Below are 23,176 nucleotides of genomic sequence, written 5' to 3'. Positions count from 1 at the left end.
AGTAAGGATAGTCAGAAGTCCGCTTCCGTAATGATTTTCGAGAAGGGACTTCTGCCTTACATTCTACCTACCAGAATCTTAGGCTCGCTCTAACACCCAGCTTGGTCACAGTGGCTTCAAGTGGCTGATGAGGAGCGGTAATGATGTGGTCGATCGACGAATTATAAATGCTATTGGCCATCATAAAATTCGTGAACCCTTCCAGGGATGCTCCGAAGTTCTTTTTCTGGATTTCTATACCCACTGCTCCGGTAACAGATAATATTGTTTTTTGTATCTGACTGGTTCCCTCTACTTTCTTGAAAGTCGAAAAGCTCTCGTATCCATAGTCAGTGGGTATAATAAACTCGGTACCCAACTTAACATAGGGGCGCAGCTTGTTCGGGTTGGTATTTGGGAGGTGTAATTTAATAGCAAAAATTGTGTTTAGGCCGCTTAGTCTATAATCTTCGAGAACAGACCCCAAACTGCCCATAGCATAATATTGGCAGTGAAAATAGGCTAAGCCCAGAGTAAAGTCCACGGGGTTTTGATGGTCGATGTAGGATACTTGGGCACCAAAGCTAGTTTCTTGGCCATTTCCCATTTGTAACGTTTTTCCGTCTAATTTGTATTTCGGCATGCTGCCAGCTAATCCGCCCGTAATTTCTATTTTCCACCATGCGTTTTTCTTACATCCATTGGCTTGTAACATGCCCTGTGTAATTTTTTCGTCTATCTTATCCTGATTACATGCCTGAAGGCCTTTCATTTTAATATAGATGTCAATGGCACTCGCACAGGCTCCTCTGGCGATTAAGGTGGAAGCTTCCTGAAAATATTCATTGATTAACTTTTCATCTGCGACCCGGCTATCAATCGAATCCTTTAAACTTCTATTTTTTTCTAGGATTTCGTCTTTTTGAGGACAATTTTCCAGGTATTCTTCTCCCTTAGACCATTTTAATAGGGCGTTGGCCGCCTGACAATCCTGTAAATCCCTTCTGATGAGCAGCAGGGCCGCATGGAAATCGGCCAGGCCCTCACAAACTCGCTCCGATTCGCCCAATCTATTGCTCGGAATTGATTGTTGCGCTAATTTTTTAAATTTCTCAGCCGATTTCTTGTCCGAATTGATCTGGGCCATCTCTGAATAGTTTTCAAAGGTTTGAAACCGATCCTTCAAGATACAGGCCGTAAGATCATCACGGATATCTTCAGGGAAATCTGCGATCCAGGTTAACAGACTACTATAGGCACTTTCGACGGTAGCTGCATGAACCGTGTTTAGTTTCAACTGATTTATTTTCTGAACCGTACTTTTATATTGCTGTAGTTTTTTGCTTAGCTCTTGAGCATTTTCTATTCTTCCCGCATGATTTTGCACATGAGTCAAAAGTAGATCGGTGTCGCATAGCTTAGCAATTTTTTTGATTGAATTATTTCCCTCTAACTCGGCTTCCAACTGCTTAATTTTTAATTCTACCGACGGTAGATCAATATTCCGGATTTCGCGATAAGATCTCAAAAATGACAGCTGCTCCTCTAAAGGCGCAGAGGCTATATCGCTGACGGCTTTCAGCTTCCCCCATTTTGTGAGGGCTTCTACTTGCCTAAGGCCTTCCTGATATTGCTCTTTTAGGATGTTATTTCTACTACCACCAAGTATACGGGCATTATTAAAATCTTTTCTGGCGGCTATGGTATCCATCTGGCTCAACTTCTGACGCCCGCGATGGGCCCATTCAAAGCCGGTGATGACACGTTGTTGGCTCGTAAGTTCACCAAGCTTTCTTTGGTTGATTAGGGTAAGGCAATCAGAAATCTTTTTTTCAAAAATTCCAATAGAACCTATGTCTTTGAGCTTCCGATATTCCTTGTACTTATCGACAGCCTCGGCATAATTTCCTTTTTTCTGTAACCTTTCTGCTTCCGACCGGAGCTTCTTTAGGTAGGCTATCTGTTGTAATTTGATTTTAAAACTGGGAATTTCTGAATGGGTGCTATACAGCATGGCGGCTTCATCAAAATTTCCCTTGTCCAAGTCTTCGCCTGCCAGAATCCATACATGGTACAGTTCCTTTTTTGGAAACATTTCTTGAGCCCAGACCTGGGCGGTAGATAGAGAAATAAAAAGGAGGAGGTATAATTTTATTTGCATATTTTAGGGGAGGTGTTTTGAAGGGCTGCAGCGTAACGGAAGTAATAATCTGGTAAATACCTCAGGTTTTTTCTGTGTCGGTAAAGCTTGCATTTTTCCTCTCCAATCTGCAAGTATACCTTGGCCAGGCTATCCAAACGACTATCCTTTGAATCGAGGGCATTGGCCAGCTTGAAAAAGTCCTCAGCATCCTTATATTCCTCCTTTTCTACGGCTTCAATCCCTTTTGTTAAGTTTTCATCGAATCCTTTAATTTTACTTTTTCTCTTCGAAGAAGCAGCTTTCGCCGAGTTAGAACTTAGGTCTGAGTTATCCCCTCGCTTTTTCGTAAATCGGGACAGGCCATAAATAACGGCCAACAGCAATAGTACGACCGCTATAGGGTATATCAGTAATTTGTAGTCTAGCCTGTACTTTTTTATCGCCACTAATGAGCCGAAGATCAGCCCCAGTAACAACCCTAATACCATCCACATAATAATGGGAGGAATACTGTTTGAGATCAGTAAAAATGAATCGATAGAGGTAAAAAAGTAGGCACTTACACGTCCAACTAGGTTGCTCAATACAAATGCGATAAACACAAATAGACCTAGAAGTATCGATATAGACTTTGCATCTTTCATATTCAAATTTTCTCAAATTTTTTGATAAGCTGATAGGCTATTATTCCCCCAAATAAAAAGAGAGCCATTAAAAAAAAGGACAGAAGTGGAGACTCGCTGATGGCCATACCTGAAGGACGGCCCGTAATCAACCAGTCCTTTGTACCTGTAATCACACTCAACAGGAAGCGAAATATCCCGAAATAGCCAGCTGTTAAGATGCTATATAGAGCGAGCTTTTGAATGTAAGCCTCTTTGGGAAATACGACCTTTACTTCGACAGGAATTAGAAGGTCTTGATAGACCGTCGAGACGACGATTTCCATGGAGTATAGCTGTTCCTTTTGCAAAACTGTGCTGTCAATTACCAATGAAATCGACTCCTGAGTTTTATCTTCCAGACTATTGAATTCCAGATTACTCGGGCTAATCTGAATTCCGGCAGGTGCTTGTCGTAACATCGCTTTTGCCTGAATATATCCAGAGTCCAGTAGTTTTAGCTGAATCGTCTGCTCTACGGAGACCCCTCCTTTAATGGAATGAAGCGCTACTTTTTCAGGTTCGGCAGTGAGTTTTGGTCTTTCTGACTGTGGGTCAATTATGTAGAATAAGGCTTGAACCAGGCCCAGCGGGATTTGCTGTTCAGAATAATAGCCCGATTCAGTTATAAATTGTTCACTATATTCCAGATGATTGTTCCATTCCTGCTTTCCTAATGCCTCAAACCACTCCTGAATATTTTTCTTTCGAATGGCTCCTGCTATAGTGGGCCAAATGTTAAAATTCTCCTTCGCATATTGACAAAGCGCAGCGGGAGAAGAAAAGCATATGCCTCCCAGGCTAAAGGGTAAATTCGGATCGGTCTGATATAAGAGTCGGAGGAAACTGTTTAAATTTCTTTGCTCCGTAATCCGCTTCGCCACTTCTGAATCGGTTTCTTCAATCCAGACCTGCAGCATCCCTTCCTTATAGCTCTCCCATAGTGCATAAAAGCCAGAGGGCGTACTGGAGGCCGCAACAAAAAGATGGCCCACATCATGATATTCATTATCCTGAAATAGAAAGGGTAGGTCAGGATTGAGCTTATATACGATTCGAAGATATCTTTTTTCCGAATCTAATTCTTCTTCTATGATTCGGGCATATGCATCGGCCTGGGAGGCACTTTTGGTCAAGGCGGTGATCAGGCTTGGCAGATAGTTGCCATTCCGTAAAAAATACTTGGCATCTTCTTTTTTTCGGTATGAAATGGCTCCTAACTGACCCAGGTTACTCGCTTTTTCTCCTAACCATTCTACTTCCACCAAACTCTCCTGATAGCGGGGCCATACTGCGTCGGTCATCCACATGTTTTTTATGGACAGTGGATTTGGATCGTTAATTTCTCTGGGTGTAAAACCGTTTTTTTGTATTTCTGAAAGAACATAGTCTTCCGTAACCCGGGGCGATAGCTGACCATCCACGGCTACAATTATGTCATTAAGCTGTTCTTCCGTAATGATTCCTTTCCTTAGTATGAGAGCCAGTTTAGTATCGATTATCTGATAGGGTTTCCAGTCGATTTGGGCATAAATTTGCTGGATAAGCTGATTAAGCCTACCCAGATCCAGCCCTAAATCTTGGGCAGTAGCCAATATTTGAGGATGTTCCATGACATTGATGTCGCCATGATTCATAACCATTAAATCCGCCAATTTGGCCTTCAGTCTGTCCATTTCGTTCATATTACTATTAGTTCCAAAAGTTAACTAAAGCTAATTTTGACGGGCTTTATAATTAACCATTTGGAATCCTTTAATTTTAACTCTCCAGGTTCCACAGTATGGATGGAACTATGGCCCGAGGGGAAATGATCGTAGTGGCTCGTTTTGCCCAGGAAATATGAAGTGTTGGTAAGGGCATATTGTTGCGCCTCAGCATTTTCAGATATCTTAAATATAGCAGTCGTTTCGTCAATCAGGTTTAGCACAAATATTGTTTCGCTATCTTCCTTTTCCAGAAGCTCCTGAGCTGAAAAGCCATCACCCAAATCGGCATAGCGGGCATATCTGACGGTGTTAATTGCCTTCGGGATAGGAGGGGTTGCCGCTGTTGCCATGGGCAAAGACTGCTCCTCCAGCCTTCTGTTTCGGTCTCTTTCTGCTCTCAGGTCTTCCTCGAGTATAGCCCTTTCTTTTTCTGAAACAGCGAGTTTTTCATTAGCCTGCTGAAGATCTTTCTGGCTTTTTTCGACATTAAACCTTTCTTTCTGCTCTTTAACCTGCAATCTGTTCTGCTCATCGTGCAAGTGCTTTAGCTCCTTACTTTTAACGAGGAGCCGCCACCATAAGAATAGAATGCCCAGGAGTAATATGAACATTAAAATATAGGCGGTATCCGTCGTGATATCGGGTAAGAAGGCAAATATTGAGGATGCATTCATTTGATTCGACAAGGTGTTAGATGTTACCCCAGAGGTGTATGCCTGCTCGGTTTGTGCAGTAGCCGTTTCCTGTGCAGAACCCGTCACGGGCACAATAGAAGCTTCCTCTCCTCGATGGCTGGCTATTAAGGAATCCAAGGTCTCCGTATAGGTTTCATAGGCTTCTCCTTTGGTCCGATAGCTGCGAGCCCCTCCGGTGATCGATGCTAAAATCCTCTTTTTGAACTCTTTCAAAGAGGACTCCATCAAAGAATCTTTAGAAGTAATTGGTAATAATGCTTCCCATTCATCCAGCTTTTCCTTTGCACCAATGATTTTATTTTCATCGATAAATGCTTCCAACTGCGTGTTATTGGTACAGTTTAAGCATTTTTCTTTTTTCACTTCCTTAAAAGTGGTCCGATCGGTGGCTAAGAATTCAACGCTGGATTTCACCATTTCAAAGCGGATTTTTTTGATACGCTCTTCCCCCGCTGTCTGGGCCATTGTAGATACCTTTGACAAAAACAGTAAGGATACAAAAAATATTTTTTTCATATTATTGAAATGATTTGGATAGGACGATATGCTTGGAAAGCCGATACAGGGCATCTTTCAGGGCGAAAAAGAATAAGGACTCCGGGATTTCATTTTCTTCGTCCTGTCTGTGTAAGTCTTCCAATACCTTTTTGTAACTATCATAAATAAATCCTTCATCTTCATGAATGTTGAGCTGCCATTTCATTAGATCCAATGCCTGCTTCGATCCATTGATCTTAAACTCCTGGAGGTACTTCGTGATTTCTTTGTTACCTAAGGTTTTATCTAAAAAATCGTTTAGATTCTCCAGCACCGCAATATTAAGTGGACTGTCTATCTGCTTGGTTTCGGAGATATGAAACTGATGTGAATCATCCAATAACTGGCTCTTAAGTTCAGGATACTTTTCTGGGTCAAACCCCGGGTGAATAAAGGCCATTTGGCCACTATATCTTGCCTTTTCATCATCTCTGGCCTTGGCATAAAGGATGGAGCCATTGGCAGTGATTTCCTTAGGATTTTCATCCAGGTGAATTTTAAAGCCTGGAAGTAAAGACTTTTTGGTATAGGCTTTAATAAGTAGCTTCGTGAAATCTTGAACCTCTTGCTCGTCGCCGCCCCCCAACAATTTAATATATTGGCTTCCCTTGCCTGTAAAGGAAAGGTATCGGGGAAGGGGGTAATCTTTAATTTCTATTAATTGCACCAGATGGTAAATAATAGCACTATAGTGAAGGTAGGGCAGGATCAACAATTCCGGATTTCCTACAGTAATGGAGTCCTGAAACTTGAAGCCTTCATAACGGAATAATAAACTAATCAAATCGTCCGCACTCAGATTAGAATCTTCCTTTACCTTATTGTAATATCTGGTCTCTATGGGGTCAAGGTTATTGGCCTTTTTATACTGCTGGTAGTTGAGTATAAAACCATTATCCTTCATTCTGTTTTCATGACCATTCCCCCAAAGGTCGGTGCCTGCGAATCGGAAAGAGGTAGTGAGGTACTTATCCTCCCTGCTTCCGGTAGATTCCATAAACATCATGATATCGGTGGTACCCCCTCCTATATCGACGTTGATGACATTGGCGGTATTCTGAATGTCAGTATCTGACTTTGTAAGAGAGAAATAAGGGGCTACCGACTCTGGGATAGGATCAGAAAGCTTCGCTTTTGTATTTTTGAAAACGGAGGCAAATGCTTTTCCTAAAATCCCTTTTAGTTGCGTTTTCATGCCTCGGGACATGCTGAGAGGAATAGACCAGACTATGGTCAGCTCATCGGGGTTGCCATAATTAAGAATTGTTTTAGTCTTAATCTGATGCATAAGCTGGGTAAGGAAAAGCTGAACCCGAGACATATTTGCATGGTCATTACTATTTTCTAGTAACCACTTAAGATTGGTCGTATATTTTATAGTATGGGCCTGGTTCTCTTCCTGGTCTATATAATAGCCTATGTTGATTTGGTTGAACAATTGTTTTTCTTTCGGCGTGTTAAAGGCAATTGTCTCACAGGTCGCGGTTTTGAAGGGAAAACTTATCGGTTGCCCTGGGCCGATCATTGCGGGTACAAATTCCCTTCGCAAAATAATATCCATCCATGCAGCGGCTCCATAGCTGTCATATTGATTTCTACCATTTTCTGTTTGAACCGGTGCATTGAGTAGTACCATTTGCTGGTCTGCCTCATCGATACTGAAAGGTTTTGGCACGGCCTCATTATTCTGCATCCATGCAATATGTGTATTGGAAGTGCCAAAATCCAATGCGAACGTGAAGGCTTTAGAGAGATTATCCTTATTGAAAGACAGCGTTTCGAAATTCGGAATGATTAATCCGGAGGTATCTAGCTCCGCAGGATCCTTATAGGATAGCTCCATAAAGTCGAAGGCTTCTTCAACCTTGAAAAATCGCGAGGTGACATTTAGGTTAATCGTATCTGTACTTCCCGCTTTGGTCCGCACTTCGAAGCTGGAAGGGAGTGCTGTTGGTTTTTTGAAAGAATAGAAATCTAATGATTTAAACTTCATCATATCATTCCGTTCTGCTAAAAGAATGGTGTAATCATTCAGTTCGCTTAAATCTGATTGACTATCGTTGATCTGGTAGAAGGGGAAAATGCCGAGTCCGGTGCGGTACTCTACTATGGATTTTCCCTTTTCATACTTTTTAGTAAAAACAATTTCAGATACTCCCTTTTTATTAATAATGGGAACTTTGAGCCTTACCGTTACCTGCCCATCCTGCAATTCTATCTCCAGATTTCTCTTCAGATCGGAAAGGCTAAAGAAATTGAAATACTCCTTTTTTATGGGCAAAAGATATTTGAAGTCGCCTTTGAATCCGGTGAAAAACTTGGCCTTATTCAGATAAAAGGGCATTTCGGCCAGATTATCTTCGAGGAAGTCAGAAGTGGTTATAAAGGGATAAGTGACGGTCGTTAAGGAATTGCCTATGGGGAGCTTTCTTTCGAACAGTGGAATTCCTTGGTAAAAGAAATTCTTAATTTTAGTAGAAGAATTCCAGGCAATATTTTTTTCCATATAATCACCTGGTATGTTCATTCCCTCAACCAGTACCAAGGGAGCTTCTACCTCCTGAGGTTCCCTTTGCTGGTTATACTGGGTCTGGTATTTTGTCTGGGTAGCGCGGATTATAAAATCGCTCACTGAGCGGATCTTTTCCTTTTCTTTTTCTTCTTTTTGTTGGTAAAAAAACAGGCCGTTGACGGTCAGTAATTTCCTTTCTACATTGGTAATCAGCTTAGTGTAGTCATCATCAATGGAGTGTTCTCCGGCATGGTATTTGGCAAATTGATGTTTAAAGTCTGGAAAATGCTGTGCTACCGTTTTGTGCAGGTATTTTCTAAAGCCTTCTGCTTTCGAAAATGCGTCTTTAAAATGCAGGGATAATTTATATAGATACGCAACAAACTCAGTATCTCTTTGGTGAAGGGGCCGATACTCTTGGCTAAAGAATAAGCGTCCGTCGGTACTTTGAGGAATATTCCTGATCTCATTATTTTTGATATGACGCGACCAGTTGGGTGTGGTGAAAAAGAAGGTCAGAGGCGAGGTGCCGCCAAGTAATCTGTTTTCATAGAAAATAAGGAACAGGCTATCCGTATCCGTGAACCGGCCTCCACCTGGCTCCTGAAATACTTGTTCCAGAGAGCGAGCCAGCAAATTATGTGGGTGATTGCGTCCTTTTTGATTGAGCCGTTCGATATTTTCCTGGGCGCGCCATTCTTTAAACCAGATCTTGCTTTGGGAGCCAATGTCGGCCTGTTTGGAATTAAATAACAGCTGAAATACATCTAAACTGTCTGAAACCAATTGGTGGTAAATGGTATTTCCATCAAGGTTACCTCGATCCGATCCCAGAATCTGGAAAGCGGTATCAAACAGTTCTAAACGGGCGAGGGGGGAGGGTATGGAGGTTCCCGCCTTTGAAGAGCCCCTGCCAAAGGCGATGTTTTCAGGATTAAAGTTGGTAGGATCGATCCCCGTACTCTCGGTCCATCCTTCTATTTGGTTGGGGTTGTACCCCGGATATTTTCTAAAAATGTATGAAGACATAGGTTATACAATTAGCTCATGGATGGAAGTGCTTCCAATTTCTTAAAACATTCTAAAGAAATACGATTAAGGAGCTCCAGAAATCGCTTATCATTATCTTGAATACTTTTCTTTAGCTCATCTTCAATTTTCCCCAACTCGGTTTTGAGAAAAGTTTCGGAAATGCCACCGTTCAATACCATCCCAATAAATTTTTTCACCTCGATAGGTTTGCCTCGGACCAAGCTGTTAAGATCGGGGTCATTCACATTGAAGGGCTGGAACTTCCTCTCGTTATCGGCCATTTCCAGCAACCAATTTTTATAATGAGTAGAAAAGAATGAGGTTAAATTTTGGTAGAAGGCACTATTTATATACCGATCACTCAAGTTCAATTCCTTGAAAAAGGCCTCGTTCTTCAACTCTGGAATCGTTTCCAGATAGATCTTCATGGCATAGGTGAATAGCGTTAGAGGCTCCATAATTGTTTTGGCTGTGGCAGGGAAAAAATGCCGTATGTCGATCACCTGATCTTCCTTTTTTATGCCAAAATCATAGTAATGCGTATCTCCAAATCTGGGAAAACTGCCGTCAGCCTTATTAACAAAATCAATAATGGCTGAGGCGCCAATCATTTCTATTAAATGCGCACTATTCTTTTGCTCTACGCCCCCTTGTTTATTTTCATATTGTTTGAGGGGTCGGTCCCATAACTGGTAAAATGATTGGACCCTTCCCTTTAGATATTGTCTATAATAGGTTAGGGCAGCTTCCGTTTTCGAGTTAAACAAGTCGGAATTAATCGCACTGTTTTGGTCATCTGTAACATTGAAATAGGGCATAACTGTCAATGCTCCAAATTTGGTATCCTTAAGCCTGTCTTCCTGCTGTAATAGCTTGATTAGCTGAGGGAATCCCGAAGAACCGGTTCCGCCAAAAATAGAACTGACAATAAATATGCGGTCACCTTCTCCGATACTTCTAAGGACAAACCTAAACTCTTTGGTATTGGCCAGATTATTAAAAACTACTGAGCCAATATTAGGATTACCCTTAAACCCTTGATTGAGCCTGAGGTTAAGCTCTGTATTAGGATCGTTATGGGGAGAGTTGTCGTATAATGCCTCAAGAAGATCCATATTGATGTCATGGACTAATTCTTGGTTGGGGTCCAGATACTCAAGAAAAGGTTTTTCCAGATTTTCGAATTGAAGCTGAAAAGAATCTTCTATTCCTTCTATATTATCCGTTTCGGGAGCAATAGAACTAAGCGTATTAAGGTTGCTATTGAAAAATCCCGCACCGTGACTTGAGGAGTCACTGTAGGCGCGATCCCTGATAAACTTATAGGCTTGTAAGGATTTCAATGCTCTGCTGGTATCAGCATTGTCGGCATCTACATCTATGATAATGGGAATAATCTTATTGGTATCAGTAAGCCTAGTACCAGCAGCCAACAGCATTGTTAGCGACCGGATGACTCTGGCGCCTGTACCCCCAATTCCGAAAACAAATGTATTTCTTGTCGGCATAGTATAATGTCAAAGGATTAAAATGGAGTGCGTTTGGCGAAAATGGAGAAACGCTTAAATATGAAAGAAAATAGAATGAAGTAAATAAAGATATAGAGCATATTGGCCAGTCCTAGCCGTGTATTATAGCTATCCGACATTCCAATTGCATTCTCCGCATTGGTCAGGGCAAAAGAGAAGCCAAGAATTAAAAGTCCAATAAGGGTAATGGTCCAATGGGTGGTAGTGTACCAAATCAGCCATTTTCTGCCCAAAATTATATAGAAAACAAGGGCTGTGGCGATTGCAAATAACAGCGTAAACAGGCCCACAAAAGGGAAAATTACATCTCTGTATTCGGGGTTGTTATTAGGGCCAATCAGTGTTTCATAAAGAAATGTGAACATGAATTTATTTTTTAAAGGGTATGGTGATATTTATGTAACTGGTATTGGGGTCGTTATAGGCCTCTCTGACTCCATCAATCAAGTGCTCCAAGGCAAATGTCTTGCCATTAAGCAACTCCGGAGATCGATCGTCCATGATGGAGAGACTCCGGTAATCTTCGGCAACCTCTGCTGGAAGATAAAGTTTAAGGAAGGCGTTGTCGCTATATACACTGATTGCCTCTACGACCACCACATGCGTGCTATTAAGGGCCACCTTCATTTCATTGGGCTTTAGTTTACTTTTATCAATGTCCTTGGCAGATCGAACAGATTTAATTTTAAATTTCCCATTGCTGGACAATCCTTTTAAATTTTTGTTTAGATACTCTACCTTTTGAACGTAATCGGGAAGTCCTCGAAGGTTAAGTCCTACGGCTATCGTTGCCGGTTTTGTTTCGCCCTCCATGGCCACCCCTTTCCCATTTACTCTCCAGTTTCCAATACGTTGGTAAGAGAAAAAGATTTCATGAGCATTTTCCGCAATTGTAGGCTTGTGAAGGCCGAAGTCAATCGTCTGGAAATAGGACAGGCTCGGAAGGCGAACTAATCGGGATTTAAAATTGGCAACCAGGTCTTTATCGCCAATAACCCATAAATAATAGGGTCTCGTCTCATCTTTTAGAATGAGTTTATTGTTTTCATAGGTATAATAAGTACCGGTAAAACTCGAGTTAAAGGCAAACATGCTCGCGCCAATATTCCTCTTTTTAAGTTTATTAAATGTAGCTTTAATATCGGCCTTTAAGCCTCCAGCTGCCTTTTCCCTATTGATTTGGGAGTTTCTCTTGATATCTTCATCAGGGTAGGAAAGGATGCAGTCTGAAACAAGCAAGGATATTTCGTTTGATTTGGTGGAATTGGCGACCATTTCGAAAATTCTGTGCATTTCCGAACTTTTACTACTGGCTACCTTCGTCGTTGAAATAGCACGAATAAAACTCTGGGTGTTGCCCCTGAACGGGACAATGCTATCGGCGATAAAGTTTATTTGCAATGGTTGTCCATCATTTAAAATCTTGCCTTCTATATCTACCAATACATTTGGGATTGTCCTTACGAAATCGCTCGATCCCTTAAAATATCCTGCCATACTGGCCGATGTTTCCAGGAAGAAGTTGATCTTGCCAAGTCTGTTAGTGGCTGGTGGCTCTTGCTTACTAATCTCTTCCGAAGGTTTAGTGGGCTCGGTGACTTCGTTTACAGCTGTTTTCTTTCCCAAACAGGCTGTAAGCAGTATTAAGGAAAAATAGAAATATCGCTTCATGAATTTATTTAGTATTAGGGTCTTAACTGGCGAACAATATATATATTTCCGTTATTAAATGTATCATTTATTCTAGCCAGAACTATTTACCTAGAACGACATTTAATGGAATTTTCGTTTAAATTGTTAAGAAGGTAACCGGAAAATCATCGGAGGGTAGAAAAGAAAGCAAAAAGGAAAAGATTAGGTGAATTAGTGCAAGAGTCGTTTGGCAACGTAACCTTTTATGCCCGAATCCAGGGTTTGAACCAATACCCAGTCAGGGAAGCTATCGAGTAAGATAAGCAGTTCTCCATAATTCAGCCTTTGTAAAATACTGGTATTCGTTCCAATTCCCTGCCTTAAATTGGCAGCAGAGACATTTACACGGAGAAACGTGGCGTTTTCAGGTATTTCGATCGTGTAAGGTTCAGGGTTTTCTACGAGCGCTGGCAATGCGTTTTCAGCATTTGAATCTATAGTGCTCATCTCGTTACTGTTCGATCTGCCTTGCATTTTGTAGCTATTGCCAGCGACTGTACCTATGGGGACGATACCGTTCGGCATGGACTTGGGTTTGGCAACGGCCCTTGGGGTGTTATTAGCCTTGCTCTTTGTCTTGTAAGAGCTACTCTTATATGGATGATTTCCCAAATCTGTTGGAGCAGAAATAGCTGAGCGTTTGCGAGGAATATAGCAGACTGCACAACTGCCTCCATTCTGAAAGCAATTTTTGCAGGCGGAACAGTTACTGCATGCCGAACAGTAAGAGTTATTTCCTGAACATCGACCTAATAGGTGATGAAAAAATAAAGGATCCGAATTTATTGAAAAAATAGATAGACTGGATAAGCCAATTAAGGCAATAAGGAGTCTTGGTATCATGTTTAAATTGGAAGGCTACGTAAATGTGTTAAAAATAGCTGCAATTTTTAACATAGACTTAATCTGAGTATGTAAATCAAGGTTTCCGGGTAGCCTATTCACGAAATTTGTTAATTCTATTGGAGTATTGATAATGGATATTCCATTTCATTAGGAAAGCTAACTTTTCTGTCATTATACAACTCAGCTCTGTTTTAGTACATCATGATTTGAGCTATGACCGAAAGACAAAAAGATATTTCGAGGCAAGACCTTTCAACTTGGGCTTTCAACCCATTCCTCCTAAAGATTGGCGAATTGAAAACATGGCGATAAAAAATACCTAGTCTATTCAAAATATGGTATTTTTGTGTCATGAGTGAAGATGTAACAGTTTTGCGTATCCGGGGGTTAGGACAGTTGGAAGAATTGTCATCAGCCTTGCTAGAATTGGGTAGGAATGTGCCCGTATGGTTGTTTGATGGGCCTATGGGCGTAGGTAAAACAACCTTAATTAAGGCATTATGCGAGAAGCTAGGGGTTCAAGAGAAAGTGACGAGCCCTACCTTTGCTCTGGTAAACGAATATGAAACTGCGGATCGGAAGCTGGTCTATCACTTTGATTTCTATAGAATAAATCATGAAACCGAGGCCCTGGATATGGGTGTGGAAGAGTATTTCGACTCTGGTAATTATTGTTTCGTAGAATGGCCTGGCAAAATTGAGTCCTTATGGCCGCAAACATACCTTTTGTTAAGTTTGGACTTAACCCTTGAACAGGAACGAATTCTGACTATCCGGGAGATGAATGCCTGAATCTGATTAAGGATTCAACACTATTCAAATTAATTTTTCAACCAACTACATGGCACAACCACAAATAACCGGCTTCGAACAATTGGCTAAACAGTCTGCATTATACCCAAAGGAGTCGCTTTTGGAAGTAAAGAAACAACATCATTCCCTACATATCGGACTGCCTTGTGAGGTTTCTTTGCAGGAAAACCGGATTGCGCTCACACCAGATGCCGTAGGCTTGCTAGTGAGAGCAGGGCATGAGGTCTGGGTCGAAAGTGGGGCTGGGAAGGGTGCGAATTTGTCCGATCATGAATATAGTGAGGCAGGAGCGCAGATTGTTCATAGTCCAAAAGAAGTATATCAGGCGAATGTGATATTGAAGGTCGAACCGCTTCTGGATAAGGAATTTGAATATATCAAGCCAGGTTCAACCCTAATATCAGCCTTGAATCTACCTTCCCTGAGTAAATCTTATTTCGAAAAACTTAACCAGGCGAAGATTACCGGGATTGGCTACGAGATGATAGAAGATAAGGTAGGTGGAAAGCCGATCATTCGGGCCATGGGAGAAATAGCGGGAAGTGCCGTTTTGTTGATAGCTGCGGAATATCTTTCGAATTCTAACGGAGGCCGAGGGGTGATATTAGGAGGTATCACCGGTGTCCCTCCTACGAGTATTGTTATCCTGGGTGCAGGTACGGTGGCCGAATTTGCTACCCGGGCAGCACTTGGGGTAGGGGCCGATGTCAAGGTCTTTGATAAGCATATTTATCGGTTACAAAGATTAAAGTATGCAGTAGGCCAGAATCTTTATACATCCATTATAGATACCGATACACTTTCGGAGGCCATCAGCAAAGCGGATGTTCTCATTGGAACCATGAAAGCCGAAAATTCCTTTAGTCCCATGGTTGTGAGTCGGGAAATGATTGATAAAATGCGTCCGGGATCGGTAGTGATCGACGTGAGTATCGATCAGGGAGGGTCCTTCGAAACTTCACGTATGACCACGCATGATAAGCCGATTTTCAAATATAACGAGGTGATTCATTACTGTGTACCAAATATTCCGTCCCGGGTAGCTTACACGGCAAGTACGGCGCTTAGTAACGTTTTCCTGCCGTTCTTGCTACGAACTGGTACCATAGGTGGGATAGAAGAAATGATATATGCGAACCGTTGGTTTATGAAAGGTGTTTATGCCCATAAGGGTACACTTACCAATTCTAATATTGCCCGTGGTTTTAACATGCGATATAAGGATCTTACCCTGTTGATGGCTGCACGTATGTAGTCTAATGTTTCCTTTTTTTAATATTTAAGAAATGGTCTTGACCATTTGAAAAAATACTATGATCAATAATAGCAACGAAAATGCCCTCATGGATGATGCCAACTCTCCTGAGTTGAATATAAAAATCATGGGGCTGATATCTGAAGATTTTGTGAAAGTTTCAGACACCCTGAAGGAGGCTTCATATCAAATCCGTAAAAGAGGTTTCTCAGATAACCCCGTCTTTGTTGTTTCTATGCAAGAGGTTGAGCTAGGCGCCCTCCTGATCGGTAGTGGAGAAATGGCTAACCGTTATACCTATAAGGCGTCTATGATGCAGGAATTTGTAGATCGTAAATTGATTGGAGAAGAGTCAATTCTGTTGTTTAAGGAAAATTATAAGGATGCCGATGAGTATTGTTGCCTCTTTGCCATGATTGGGGAGTTTTCAGGGTTTGTCTATGTGCCCTATCCGGAGGATTGAGTATACATAAGCAGTCTGTGACGCTCAGATGCTACTGAATCGGGTAAAATGTCAATTGGCTCATTATCTGTTGAAAATGATCAGGTTATTCGGTACATTTAGCCAGTTTATAACCTTAGCCCCTTCAGATTATGGAATCCAAATTGCCATTTGAAAAAGAATTACAGGATATTTTTTTGCAGAAGTTTCCGGCCTTCCCCGATAATGTAAAGGAAGGACTCGTCAAATACGGTCCTTATGTGATGTTATTCTTTGCCATTTTAGGCCTTTTGGGGCTACTTACAGCCTTTGGAATAGGAGGTATGGCTCTAGGAATGGTTGGCACGCCTTATGGAACAGGTTTTATATTCTATGTAGCTATTATCAGTGGAATAATAACCTCTGTGATGTACCTTATGGCGTTTAGTCCCTTGAAAGCACGAAAGCGTGCTGGGTGGAATCTACTCTACTATGCACTGCTGATAGGTTTGGTTGCCAGCTTACTGCAGTTTAATGTCTTTGGCTTTATCGTCGGGGGCTTAATCGGATTCTGGGTGTTATTTCAAATTCGGGAAAAATATGCTTAGGCGTTTAAGCATTTAGAAAGCAGCAGAAGGGTGGCATTAAAGACTGTCACCCTTTTTTTGTGCTTTACCGTTGAAGTCCCGGATTATACCTATCATCCACAGATTAATTTGGAATAGTGGCGATTGTTTGCAATTTTGAATCCTGCAAGAACCATAGTGTGATTCCTGCAGGACTTAAGCGTGAAATGAAAATATAATATGAATATTGTCGATATAGAGAACGTCAGTAAGGAGTACGCACAGCACCGTGCGTTGGACGATGTGAGTATAGCCATTCCAAAAGGATGTATTTTCGGCCTTTTAGGGCCCAATGGGGCAGGAAAGACCTCATTAATTCGAATTGTTAATCAGATCACCGGTCCGGATTCTGGACAGATACGTTTCGATGGAGCCCTCCTGAACAATAGTCATATTGCTCGTATAGGATACCTGCCAGAAGAGCGGGGCCTATATCGCAAGATGAAGGTAGGGGAGCAATTGCTTTATCTGGCACAGCTAAAGGGCTTGTCTCAGCGCCAGGCTATGGAAAAACTGAAAATATGGTTTGAAAAGTTTGACATCAAGAACTGGTGGGACAAGGCCGTCTCTGACCTGTCCAAAGGAATGCAACAGAAAGTACAGTTTGTTTCGACTGTGCTTCATGAGCCCGACCTGATTATATTGGATGAACCTTTTTCGGGTTTTGACCCCATTAATGCCAATCTGATCCGCGATGAAATTCTGGAGTTGCGTCAGAAAGGGAGTACCATCATTTTTTCTACGCACCGTATGGAAACCGTAGAAGAGCTTTGTGACAATATTGCTCTGATCCATAAATCTAGAAAAGTATTGGATGGCCCCCAAGCCTTGATTAAGGAACAGTTTAAAACCAACACCTATTATGTTGAACACCGTGAACGCTTGGGTGAAATAGTACCCAGCATTGAGGTTAAAAAAGAGACAGCCTTAGCCGATGGGTTCTGGCGTACAGACATCCATTTAAAAACGGGCCAGACATCCAATGATCTGATCCGCGAATTAATTACACAAGTAGAAATTCGCTCGTTTGGTGAGAATATTCCTACCATGAGTGAGATCTTCATGCGGGCTGTTAACGAAGTTCCGGAAGCCTAGTTACGGCTGATGGCTGAATACAACATTACCATTAACAATACTATGCGAAATATATTTCTAGTTCTGAGAAGAGAATACCTAGTACGCGTAAAAAAGAAATCTTTCTTGGTTATGACCCTATTGGCTCCCTTGCTTTTTGCAGGTTTTTATGCGGCCGTGATATGGATTGCTGTGGGGTCGGTAGATTCCAAAACCGTACAGGTAGTAGATGAAAGTAACCTATTCAGTAACGAGTTTAAAAATACCGAAAGTCTTGAATTTGAGCATTTGCCCATCGGAATCGATTCGGCAAAGATTTTATTTCCTCAGAGTAAGGCCAATGCGCTGGTCTATATACCTAAAGATGTAATTAAGCAACCGAAAGGGGTACGCATTTATGCAGCTAAGAATGTAAGTATGGATCTAAAGTCGGGGATAGAGAAGACGATTGAGAAACAGATTGAAAATATTAAGCTGGAGCAGGCAGGTATTACCCATAAGGTTTTGGAAGACTCCCGGGTCAATGTTAACTCCGAAACCATAAGCCTGAGTGAAGAGGGTGAAAAAACAAGTAGTTCCACGGCTGCTACGGCCATAGGTATGTTTTGTGGATTCCTGATTTATCTTTCCGTACTGATTTATGGTACGCAGGTAATGCGTGGAATTACCGAAGAAAAGACCAGTCGCATTGTAGAAGTTATCATTTCATCGGTAAGGCCCTACCAACTGATGATGGGAAAGATTATAGGGGTAGCCTTGGTCGGATTGACCCAGTTTTCTTTATGGATCATTTTGTCAACCATAATTACCAATCTGGCTTCTGGAATCATGACAAGCAGAATTGCAGGAATCAGCAAGGTAGCTGGAATATCCGAGGAAGAGGCCGTACAAGCTACTCAGGCCAATGCTGTCACGGATATGTTAGGGGCATTTAATAGCCTCAATCTGCCACTTATTGTGGGCTGTTTTCTTTTCTTTTTTATCGGCGGATATTTATTATATAGTGCATTGTTTGGCGCGGTGGGTGCTGCGGTGGACAACGACGCGGACACACAACAGTTTATGGTTCCCATTACCATGCCCATTATCTTTTCATTCGTATTTGCCCAGTTCGTCATTCGGGATCCAGATGGACCGCTGGCATTTTGGACTTCTATGATTCCGTTCACCTCTCCCATCATCATGATGGTTCGGATTCCGTTTGGGGTACCAGTTTGGGAGCTATTGCTTTCCATGGGGCTGCTCATAATTGGCTTCGCCGGAACCATATGGGTCGCTTCCCGCATCTATAGGGTAGGTATACTGATGTATGGAAAAAAAGTATCCTACAAAGAGTTAGCAAAGTGGATATTTTATAAATAAACTGGTGGGGCACTTTCCGGATTTTTAATATTTAAGTGAGGGCGGCTTGCTGACAAAATGAAGATACCTTCAGTGATTAACACTTTTTAAGAGCGGAATAACCGTGGTGTTACTCTTATTTTGCTAATTTTGAGGCGTTCCAGAATATAGGCTTCCCAGTCCGAACCTTTTCTGTAATATGTTTGCAATCAAATTTACAACTTATACCACTGAAAATGACCCGTTTTAACCGCACCAACAACCTTGCGGGTTGGATAGTCTTCGCAATTTCATTTGTAACCTACGCCCTAACCGTAGAGCGTACCGCCAGCTTTTGGGATTGTGGTGAGTTTATCGCCTGTGCTTTTAAGCTACAGGTTCCGCACCCTCCCGGGGCCCCATTCTTCCTGTTGATAGGCCGACTTTTTTCATTATTCGCCTTTGGCGATCTGACCAATGTGGCCTATTGGATTAACATGGTGTCGGTGCTTAGTAGCGCTTTTACCATTCTTTTTCTCTTCTGGACTATCACCCTTCTGGTTCGTAAGTTTATAGGGAAGTCTGAGGAAGAGTTGTCTACAAGCGATATATTGTTACTAATCGGTTCAGGGGTAGTAGGTTCCTTGGCTTATACCTGGTCCGACTCCTTTTGGTTTTCTGCGGTAGAGGCAGAGGTATACGGAATGTCCTCATTTTTTACTGCGATCGTAATTTGGGCTGTTTTTAAATGGGAGAACATCAAAGATGAAGCAGCAGCAAACCGCTGGTTGATATTTATCGCCTATTTGGTAGGTCTTTCTATAGGTGTCCATCTGCTCAATCTGGTAACCATTCCCGCATTGGCACTGATTTATTACTTCAAACGATATAAGAATCATAATGTATGGGGTGGCTTGGCAGCTTTTGGTAGCGGTTTGGTAATCCTGGGCATTATCAATTCGGGTATCATACCTGGTTTGCCGACAATGGCCGGTAAATTCGAAATATTCTTTGTGAATACTCTGGGAATGCCCTACAAGTCTGGTGTAATCGTATTCATCGTTCTTTTTATAGGGGCACTGGTATGGGGTATTCGATATGCCCAGAAAAAACAAAAGGTGCTGCTTAATACGGCCCTTTTATCACTGGCATTTATTTTGGTAGGCTATGCGAGTTATCTTTTGGTACTGGTTCGTGCAGAATATAACCCACCCATCAACGAAAATAATCCTGACGACGTACTTAGCTTCGTTTCCTATCTGAAGCGGGAACAATATGGAAGCCGCCCCCTATTATATGGTCCGACTTTTATCTCCCGTCCGGTCGCTCAAAAAAGAGGGGCCCCAATGTATCGTAAGCAGAACGGCAAATATGTAATATACGACTACCGTCCAGAATACGAATACGAACCGGGAAGTAGCATGCTTCTGCCTCGTATGTATAGCACCCAAGGGGGACACCCGCAACTTTACCGCCAAATGACCGGATTGGTGGAAGGTCAGAAACCAACCATGGGCCACAATTTGTCCTATATGTTTTCGTATCAGATCGGGCATATGTACTGGCGGTATTTCTTATGGAATTTTGTTGGTAGGGAAAGCAACGAAGAAGGTGCTGGCAACTTGTTGCCTTGGGACGCCTTCGAAAAATATCCGTCGGCCATAGCGGATAATAAAGCGCATGACAACTTCTTTATGCTGCCCTTTATCCTGGGATTACTTGGACTGGTAGTGCTTTTTTATAAAAATAAAAAGGATCTTATTGTACTGGGGTTACTATTTATATTGACTGGTGTAGCCCTGGTGATTTACCTGAATTCACCTCCCACAGAGCCTCGGGAAAGGGATTATATTTATGTGGGCTCTTTCTACATATTCTGTATCTGGATTGGTATGGGAGTAGTCGCCATTGCCGATGCCCTGAAAGGTCTGATGAAAACAGGAACTACCCGGGTGATTACCGCTTCCGCGCTTGGTTTGGTCGTGCCTGTCATGATGGGGGTAAAAGGCTGGGATAATCATGACCGCGATAATCGCTACCATTCTGTCGATTTTGCTAAGAACTTGCTCAATTCTTGTGCACCCAACGCTATCTTGTTCACCGGAGGAGATAACGATACGTTCCCACTGTGGTATGTGCAGGAAGTTGAGGGCTTCCGTACCGATGTAAGGGTGTGTAACCTGAGCCTCCTAGGAACCGACTGGTATATCGATCAGATGAAACGAAGAACTTATGAGTCGGAAGCATTACCCATTTCTTTAGAAAAGGAAAATTATGCTTTTGGGAAAAATGATATCGTGCCGTTTTACGAAATTCCCAGTGTAAAGGATGGTATTGATTTGAAGGAGTATCTAGGACTGGTTAAGCAGGAAAATAAAGCGATTCAGGTTCCTCTTACCTCAGGGGATATGGCTTCTATCCTGCCTTCTTCTGTACTTTTCTTACCCGTAGATGTAGAGGCAGTTAAACAGATGAATATAATTCAGCCGGAGTTGTTGCCTTATCTTTCAGATAGTCTGAGCTGGACCATTGGTAAGGGCGATCTGTATAAGTCAGACCTTATCATGTTGGATATTATCGCCACCAATGACTGGAAACGGCCGATCTACTTCTCTTCAACATTAGGTGGTTCTTCTTATCTCAATCTAAAGGAGAATATGCAACTAGAAGGGTATGCCTATCGTCTGCTTCCTGTGAAAGTTCCGGGTGCGACAGAAGGCTATGTCAATTCGAAGGTGATGTATAGCAATATGATGAACAAGATGTTTTGGAGGGGGCTCGATAACGAGAATGTATATTATGATAATACCTTTTTAGGCTCTCCCGTGTTTACAGCGCGGATTGCATTCTTGCGCCTGGCTGGAGAATTACTCTCAGAAGGGAAGAAAAGCGAGGCCCAAAAAGTCTTGGAAAAAGGCTTAGCAGTTATGCCTGATAAGAGTATTCCTTACGATCAGATTTCGGCTAGCTTTATTGGGCCGCTTTATGAAGTCGGTAGTACTGCCAAGGCCAAGGAGATTTCAGAAGTAATAGCGACACGAGCCGATGAAATGCTAACCTGGGCCCGTGAGCACGATGGAGATATCAGCAGAAATACCAATGTGTCTCTATATATGCTGAAAATTGTAGTCGACGAAAATCGCAAGTATAAGCAGGATGCGGAGACTAAAAAATATGAAGCCATATTCCAGAAACACCTCACGGCTTTTAATATGTTCGGAGGAGAATAAGGAAAAATTAATATGACTAAAAGCTATCAGACATTCTGGTAGCTTTTTTTATGTCTGGTAATAATGCGAAATAATCAGTGGAAGAGCGGGGAAGACAATATCTTTAGTTACAGACTCGCGCAGTTGGGGAAGTAATACGAAGCAGGCCAGACTTTTTTAATAAACCCACAAAAAAACAGCTCCCGGGAAGCTGTTTTTTTGTGGTTAGGCTGAATGTTGGACATCAAGTATCTCAAGACGACGCATACCTGCGGGCATCTTCCAGTCTACCTGAACTCCTTTTTGAAGTCCGATAAGGGCCGATCCCATGGGAGTAAGCACAGATATCTTTTGGGTTTTGATATCGGCCTGAGCGGGCATGACGATTGTGAATTCCATTTCACGATTCGTGGTCAGTTCCTTTATTCGAACAAGGGAGTTTAAGCTGATTACGTCAGCTGGGAGTTCTTCGCGTTTGACTATTTTAGCCCGAGAAATCTCATGGGCTAGGGACATCTCATTGTTCGCAGATCCTTTTGTTGCGAACTGCTTTAATTGGCGGTAATCATCCTCGCTGAGGATGACCTTGTTTAGGTCATTATTCATTCTAATAAAAGTTTAAATTGAAAAGTTTCTGACTGAGCCCTTGCTAAGTGAAATTAACTTTGGGTGGGTCTGACTTTGCCTTAGCTGGACTGTGAAAAGATATTATTTAGATTAGCATGCTTTCCGGTGAAGACCGGATATCCCCCGAGGTTCTATCTGATAAGATGCTCCGGGGTGTAGATATTGAAGTCCTTGAAATTGGAAATATAATATGACTTCTTATGGAAACAGGATATGGTAGACTTGGTTGTGGGCTTAGGGCACAGTAGTTCCGGCTGGATGTTTCCAGTGAAAGTGGGTACCGATGATCGATTGTGCCTGTCCATATGCGAACATATACTTTTTGCGCTATTATTCCAAATGATCCTGTACATTCCCGAACTTATAAAGATGTAAAAGTCTCAGAGCCGCTACCGGATTTTTCTACTGAATCGTTTTTACAGAATCGTTCTTGCCCAGAACCGAAAGGAAAATGATATGTACTAGATTTATTTTGATTCTTTGGTCAATATTCTT

Annotated in this window: 17 protein-coding genes; 7 read left to right on the top strand and 10 right to left on the bottom strand. The window is 42.0% G+C overall.

Translation table 11 applies throughout. The features are described 5' to 3' along the window. Positions 1-67: 67 nt before the first annotated feature. The 9 genes from X939_RS0114005 to X939_RS23795 all read right to left on the bottom strand — a co-directional run bounded on the left by X939_RS0114005 (position 68) and on the right by X939_RS23795 (position 12,937). Positions 68-2,140: a hypothetical protein gene (locus X939_RS0114005; RefSeq protein WP_025763911.1), complete on the bottom strand. Its 2,073-nt coding sequence runs from the start codon at positions 2,138-2,140 to the stop codon at positions 68-70. Next, entirely contained in the window at positions 2,131-2,766 is a 636-nt protein-coding gene (locus X939_RS0114000) for a hypothetical protein (protein WP_025763910.1), read from the bottom strand. Before X939_RS0114000 ends, X939_RS0114005 begins: the two co-directional genes overlap by 10 nt. Positions 2,767-2,768: 2 nt before the next feature. Continuing rightward, positions 2,769-4,469 (bottom strand): hypothetical protein, encoded by a 1,701-nt coding sequence (locus X939_RS0113995; RefSeq protein WP_025763909.1) that lies wholly within the window; start codon positions 4,467-4,469, stop codon positions 2,769-2,771. A 20-nt stretch (positions 4,470-4,489) separates the two neighbouring features. Further along, positions 4,490-5,704 carry a hypothetical protein gene (locus X939_RS0113990; RefSeq protein ID WP_025763908.1) on the bottom strand — a complete coding sequence of 405 codons (1,215 nt, stop codon included), beginning with the start codon at positions 5,702-5,704 and terminating at the stop codon, positions 4,490-4,492. A 1-nt stretch (position 5,705) separates the two neighbouring features. Further along, positions 5,706-9,266 (bottom strand): acetate and sugar kinases/Hsc70/actin family protein, encoded by a 3,561-nt coding sequence (locus X939_RS0113985; protein ID WP_025763907.1) that lies wholly within the window; start codon positions 9,264-9,266, stop codon positions 5,706-5,708. 11 nt (positions 9,267-9,277) lie between these two features. Further along, positions 9,278-10,777, bottom strand: a complete 1,500-nt coding sequence (locus X939_RS0113980; RefSeq protein WP_025763906.1) for a hypothetical protein — start codon at positions 10,775-10,777, stop codon at positions 9,278-9,280. Between the two features lie 17 nt (positions 10,778-10,794). Then, positions 10,795-11,163, bottom strand: a complete 369-nt coding sequence (locus X939_RS0113975) for a hypothetical protein (protein WP_025763905.1) — start codon at positions 11,161-11,163, stop codon at positions 10,795-10,797. Between the two features lie 4 nt (positions 11,164-11,167). Further along, positions 11,168-12,469 (bottom strand): hypothetical protein, encoded by a 1,302-nt coding sequence (locus X939_RS0113970; RefSeq protein WP_025763904.1) that lies wholly within the window; start codon positions 12,467-12,469, stop codon positions 11,168-11,170. A 192-nt stretch (positions 12,470-12,661) separates the two neighbouring features. Beyond that, positions 12,662-12,937, bottom strand: a complete 276-nt coding sequence (locus X939_RS23795; RefSeq protein WP_198034416.1) for an SH3 domain-containing protein — start codon at positions 12,935-12,937, stop codon at positions 12,662-12,664. A gap of 750 nt (positions 12,938-13,687) precedes the next feature. Between X939_RS23795 and tsaE the strand changes: the two genes are divergently transcribed. The 7 genes from tsaE to X939_RS0113930 all read left to right on the top strand — a co-directional run bounded on the left by tsaE (position 13,688) and on the right by X939_RS0113930 (position 22,075). Next, positions 13,688-14,128: a tRNA (adenosine(37)-N6)-threonylcarbamoyltransferase complex ATPase subunit type 1 TsaE gene (gene tsaE / locus X939_RS0113960; RefSeq protein ID WP_025763902.1), complete on the top strand. Its 441-nt coding sequence runs from the start codon at positions 13,688-13,690 to the stop codon at positions 14,126-14,128. Between the two features lie 49 nt (positions 14,129-14,177). After that, on the top strand, positions 14,178-15,404 hold the full coding sequence (locus X939_RS0113955) for an alanine dehydrogenase (protein ID WP_084299479.1): 1,227 nt from the start codon (positions 14,178-14,180) through the stop codon (positions 15,402-15,404). A gap of 58 nt (positions 15,405-15,462) precedes the next feature. Beyond that, the gene (locus X939_RS0113950; RefSeq protein WP_025763900.1) at positions 15,463-15,867 is read left to right on the top strand and encodes a hypothetical protein; all 405 of its coding nucleotides are present in this window, start codon (positions 15,463-15,465) and stop codon (positions 15,865-15,867) included. A 131-nt stretch (positions 15,868-15,998) separates the two neighbouring features. Further along, complete coding sequence (locus tag X939_RS0113945; RefSeq protein WP_025763899.1) at positions 15,999-16,433, top strand: hypothetical protein; 435 nt, start codon at positions 15,999-16,001, stop codon at positions 16,431-16,433. 198 nt (positions 16,434-16,631) lie between these two features. Continuing rightward, positions 16,632-17,546: an ABC transporter ATP-binding protein gene (locus X939_RS0113940; protein WP_025763898.1), complete on the top strand. Its 915-nt coding sequence runs from the start codon at positions 16,632-16,634 to the stop codon at positions 17,544-17,546. A gap of 42 nt (positions 17,547-17,588) precedes the next feature. After that, positions 17,589-18,887 carry an ABC transporter permease gene (locus tag X939_RS0113935; RefSeq protein ID WP_025763897.1) on the top strand — a complete coding sequence of 433 codons (1,299 nt, stop codon included), beginning with the start codon at positions 17,589-17,591 and terminating at the stop codon, positions 18,885-18,887. 215 nt (positions 18,888-19,102) lie between these two features. Beyond that, positions 19,103-22,075 (top strand): glycosyltransferase family 117 protein, encoded by a 2,973-nt coding sequence (locus X939_RS0113930; protein ID WP_025763896.1) that lies wholly within the window; start codon positions 19,103-19,105, stop codon positions 22,073-22,075. A 204-nt stretch (positions 22,076-22,279) separates the two neighbouring features. On the opposite strand, the gene rnk is transcribed toward X939_RS0113930, so the two are convergent. Continuing rightward, the gene (gene rnk / locus X939_RS0113925; RefSeq protein ID WP_025763895.1) at positions 22,280-22,660 is read right to left on the bottom strand and encodes a nucleoside diphosphate kinase regulator; all 381 of its coding nucleotides are present in this window, start codon (positions 22,658-22,660) and stop codon (positions 22,280-22,282) included. Positions 22,661-23,176 lie beyond the last annotated feature (516 nt).

It is taken from the genome of Dyadobacter tibetensis Y620-1 (genome assembly GCF_000566685.1).
Taxonomy (GTDB): Bacteria; Bacteroidota; Bacteroidia; order Cytophagales; family Spirosomataceae; genus Dyadobacter; species Dyadobacter tibetensis.
The sequence above is the reverse complement of the archived record's forward strand: the minus strand, read 5'-3'. Positions and strand labels throughout refer to the sequence as shown.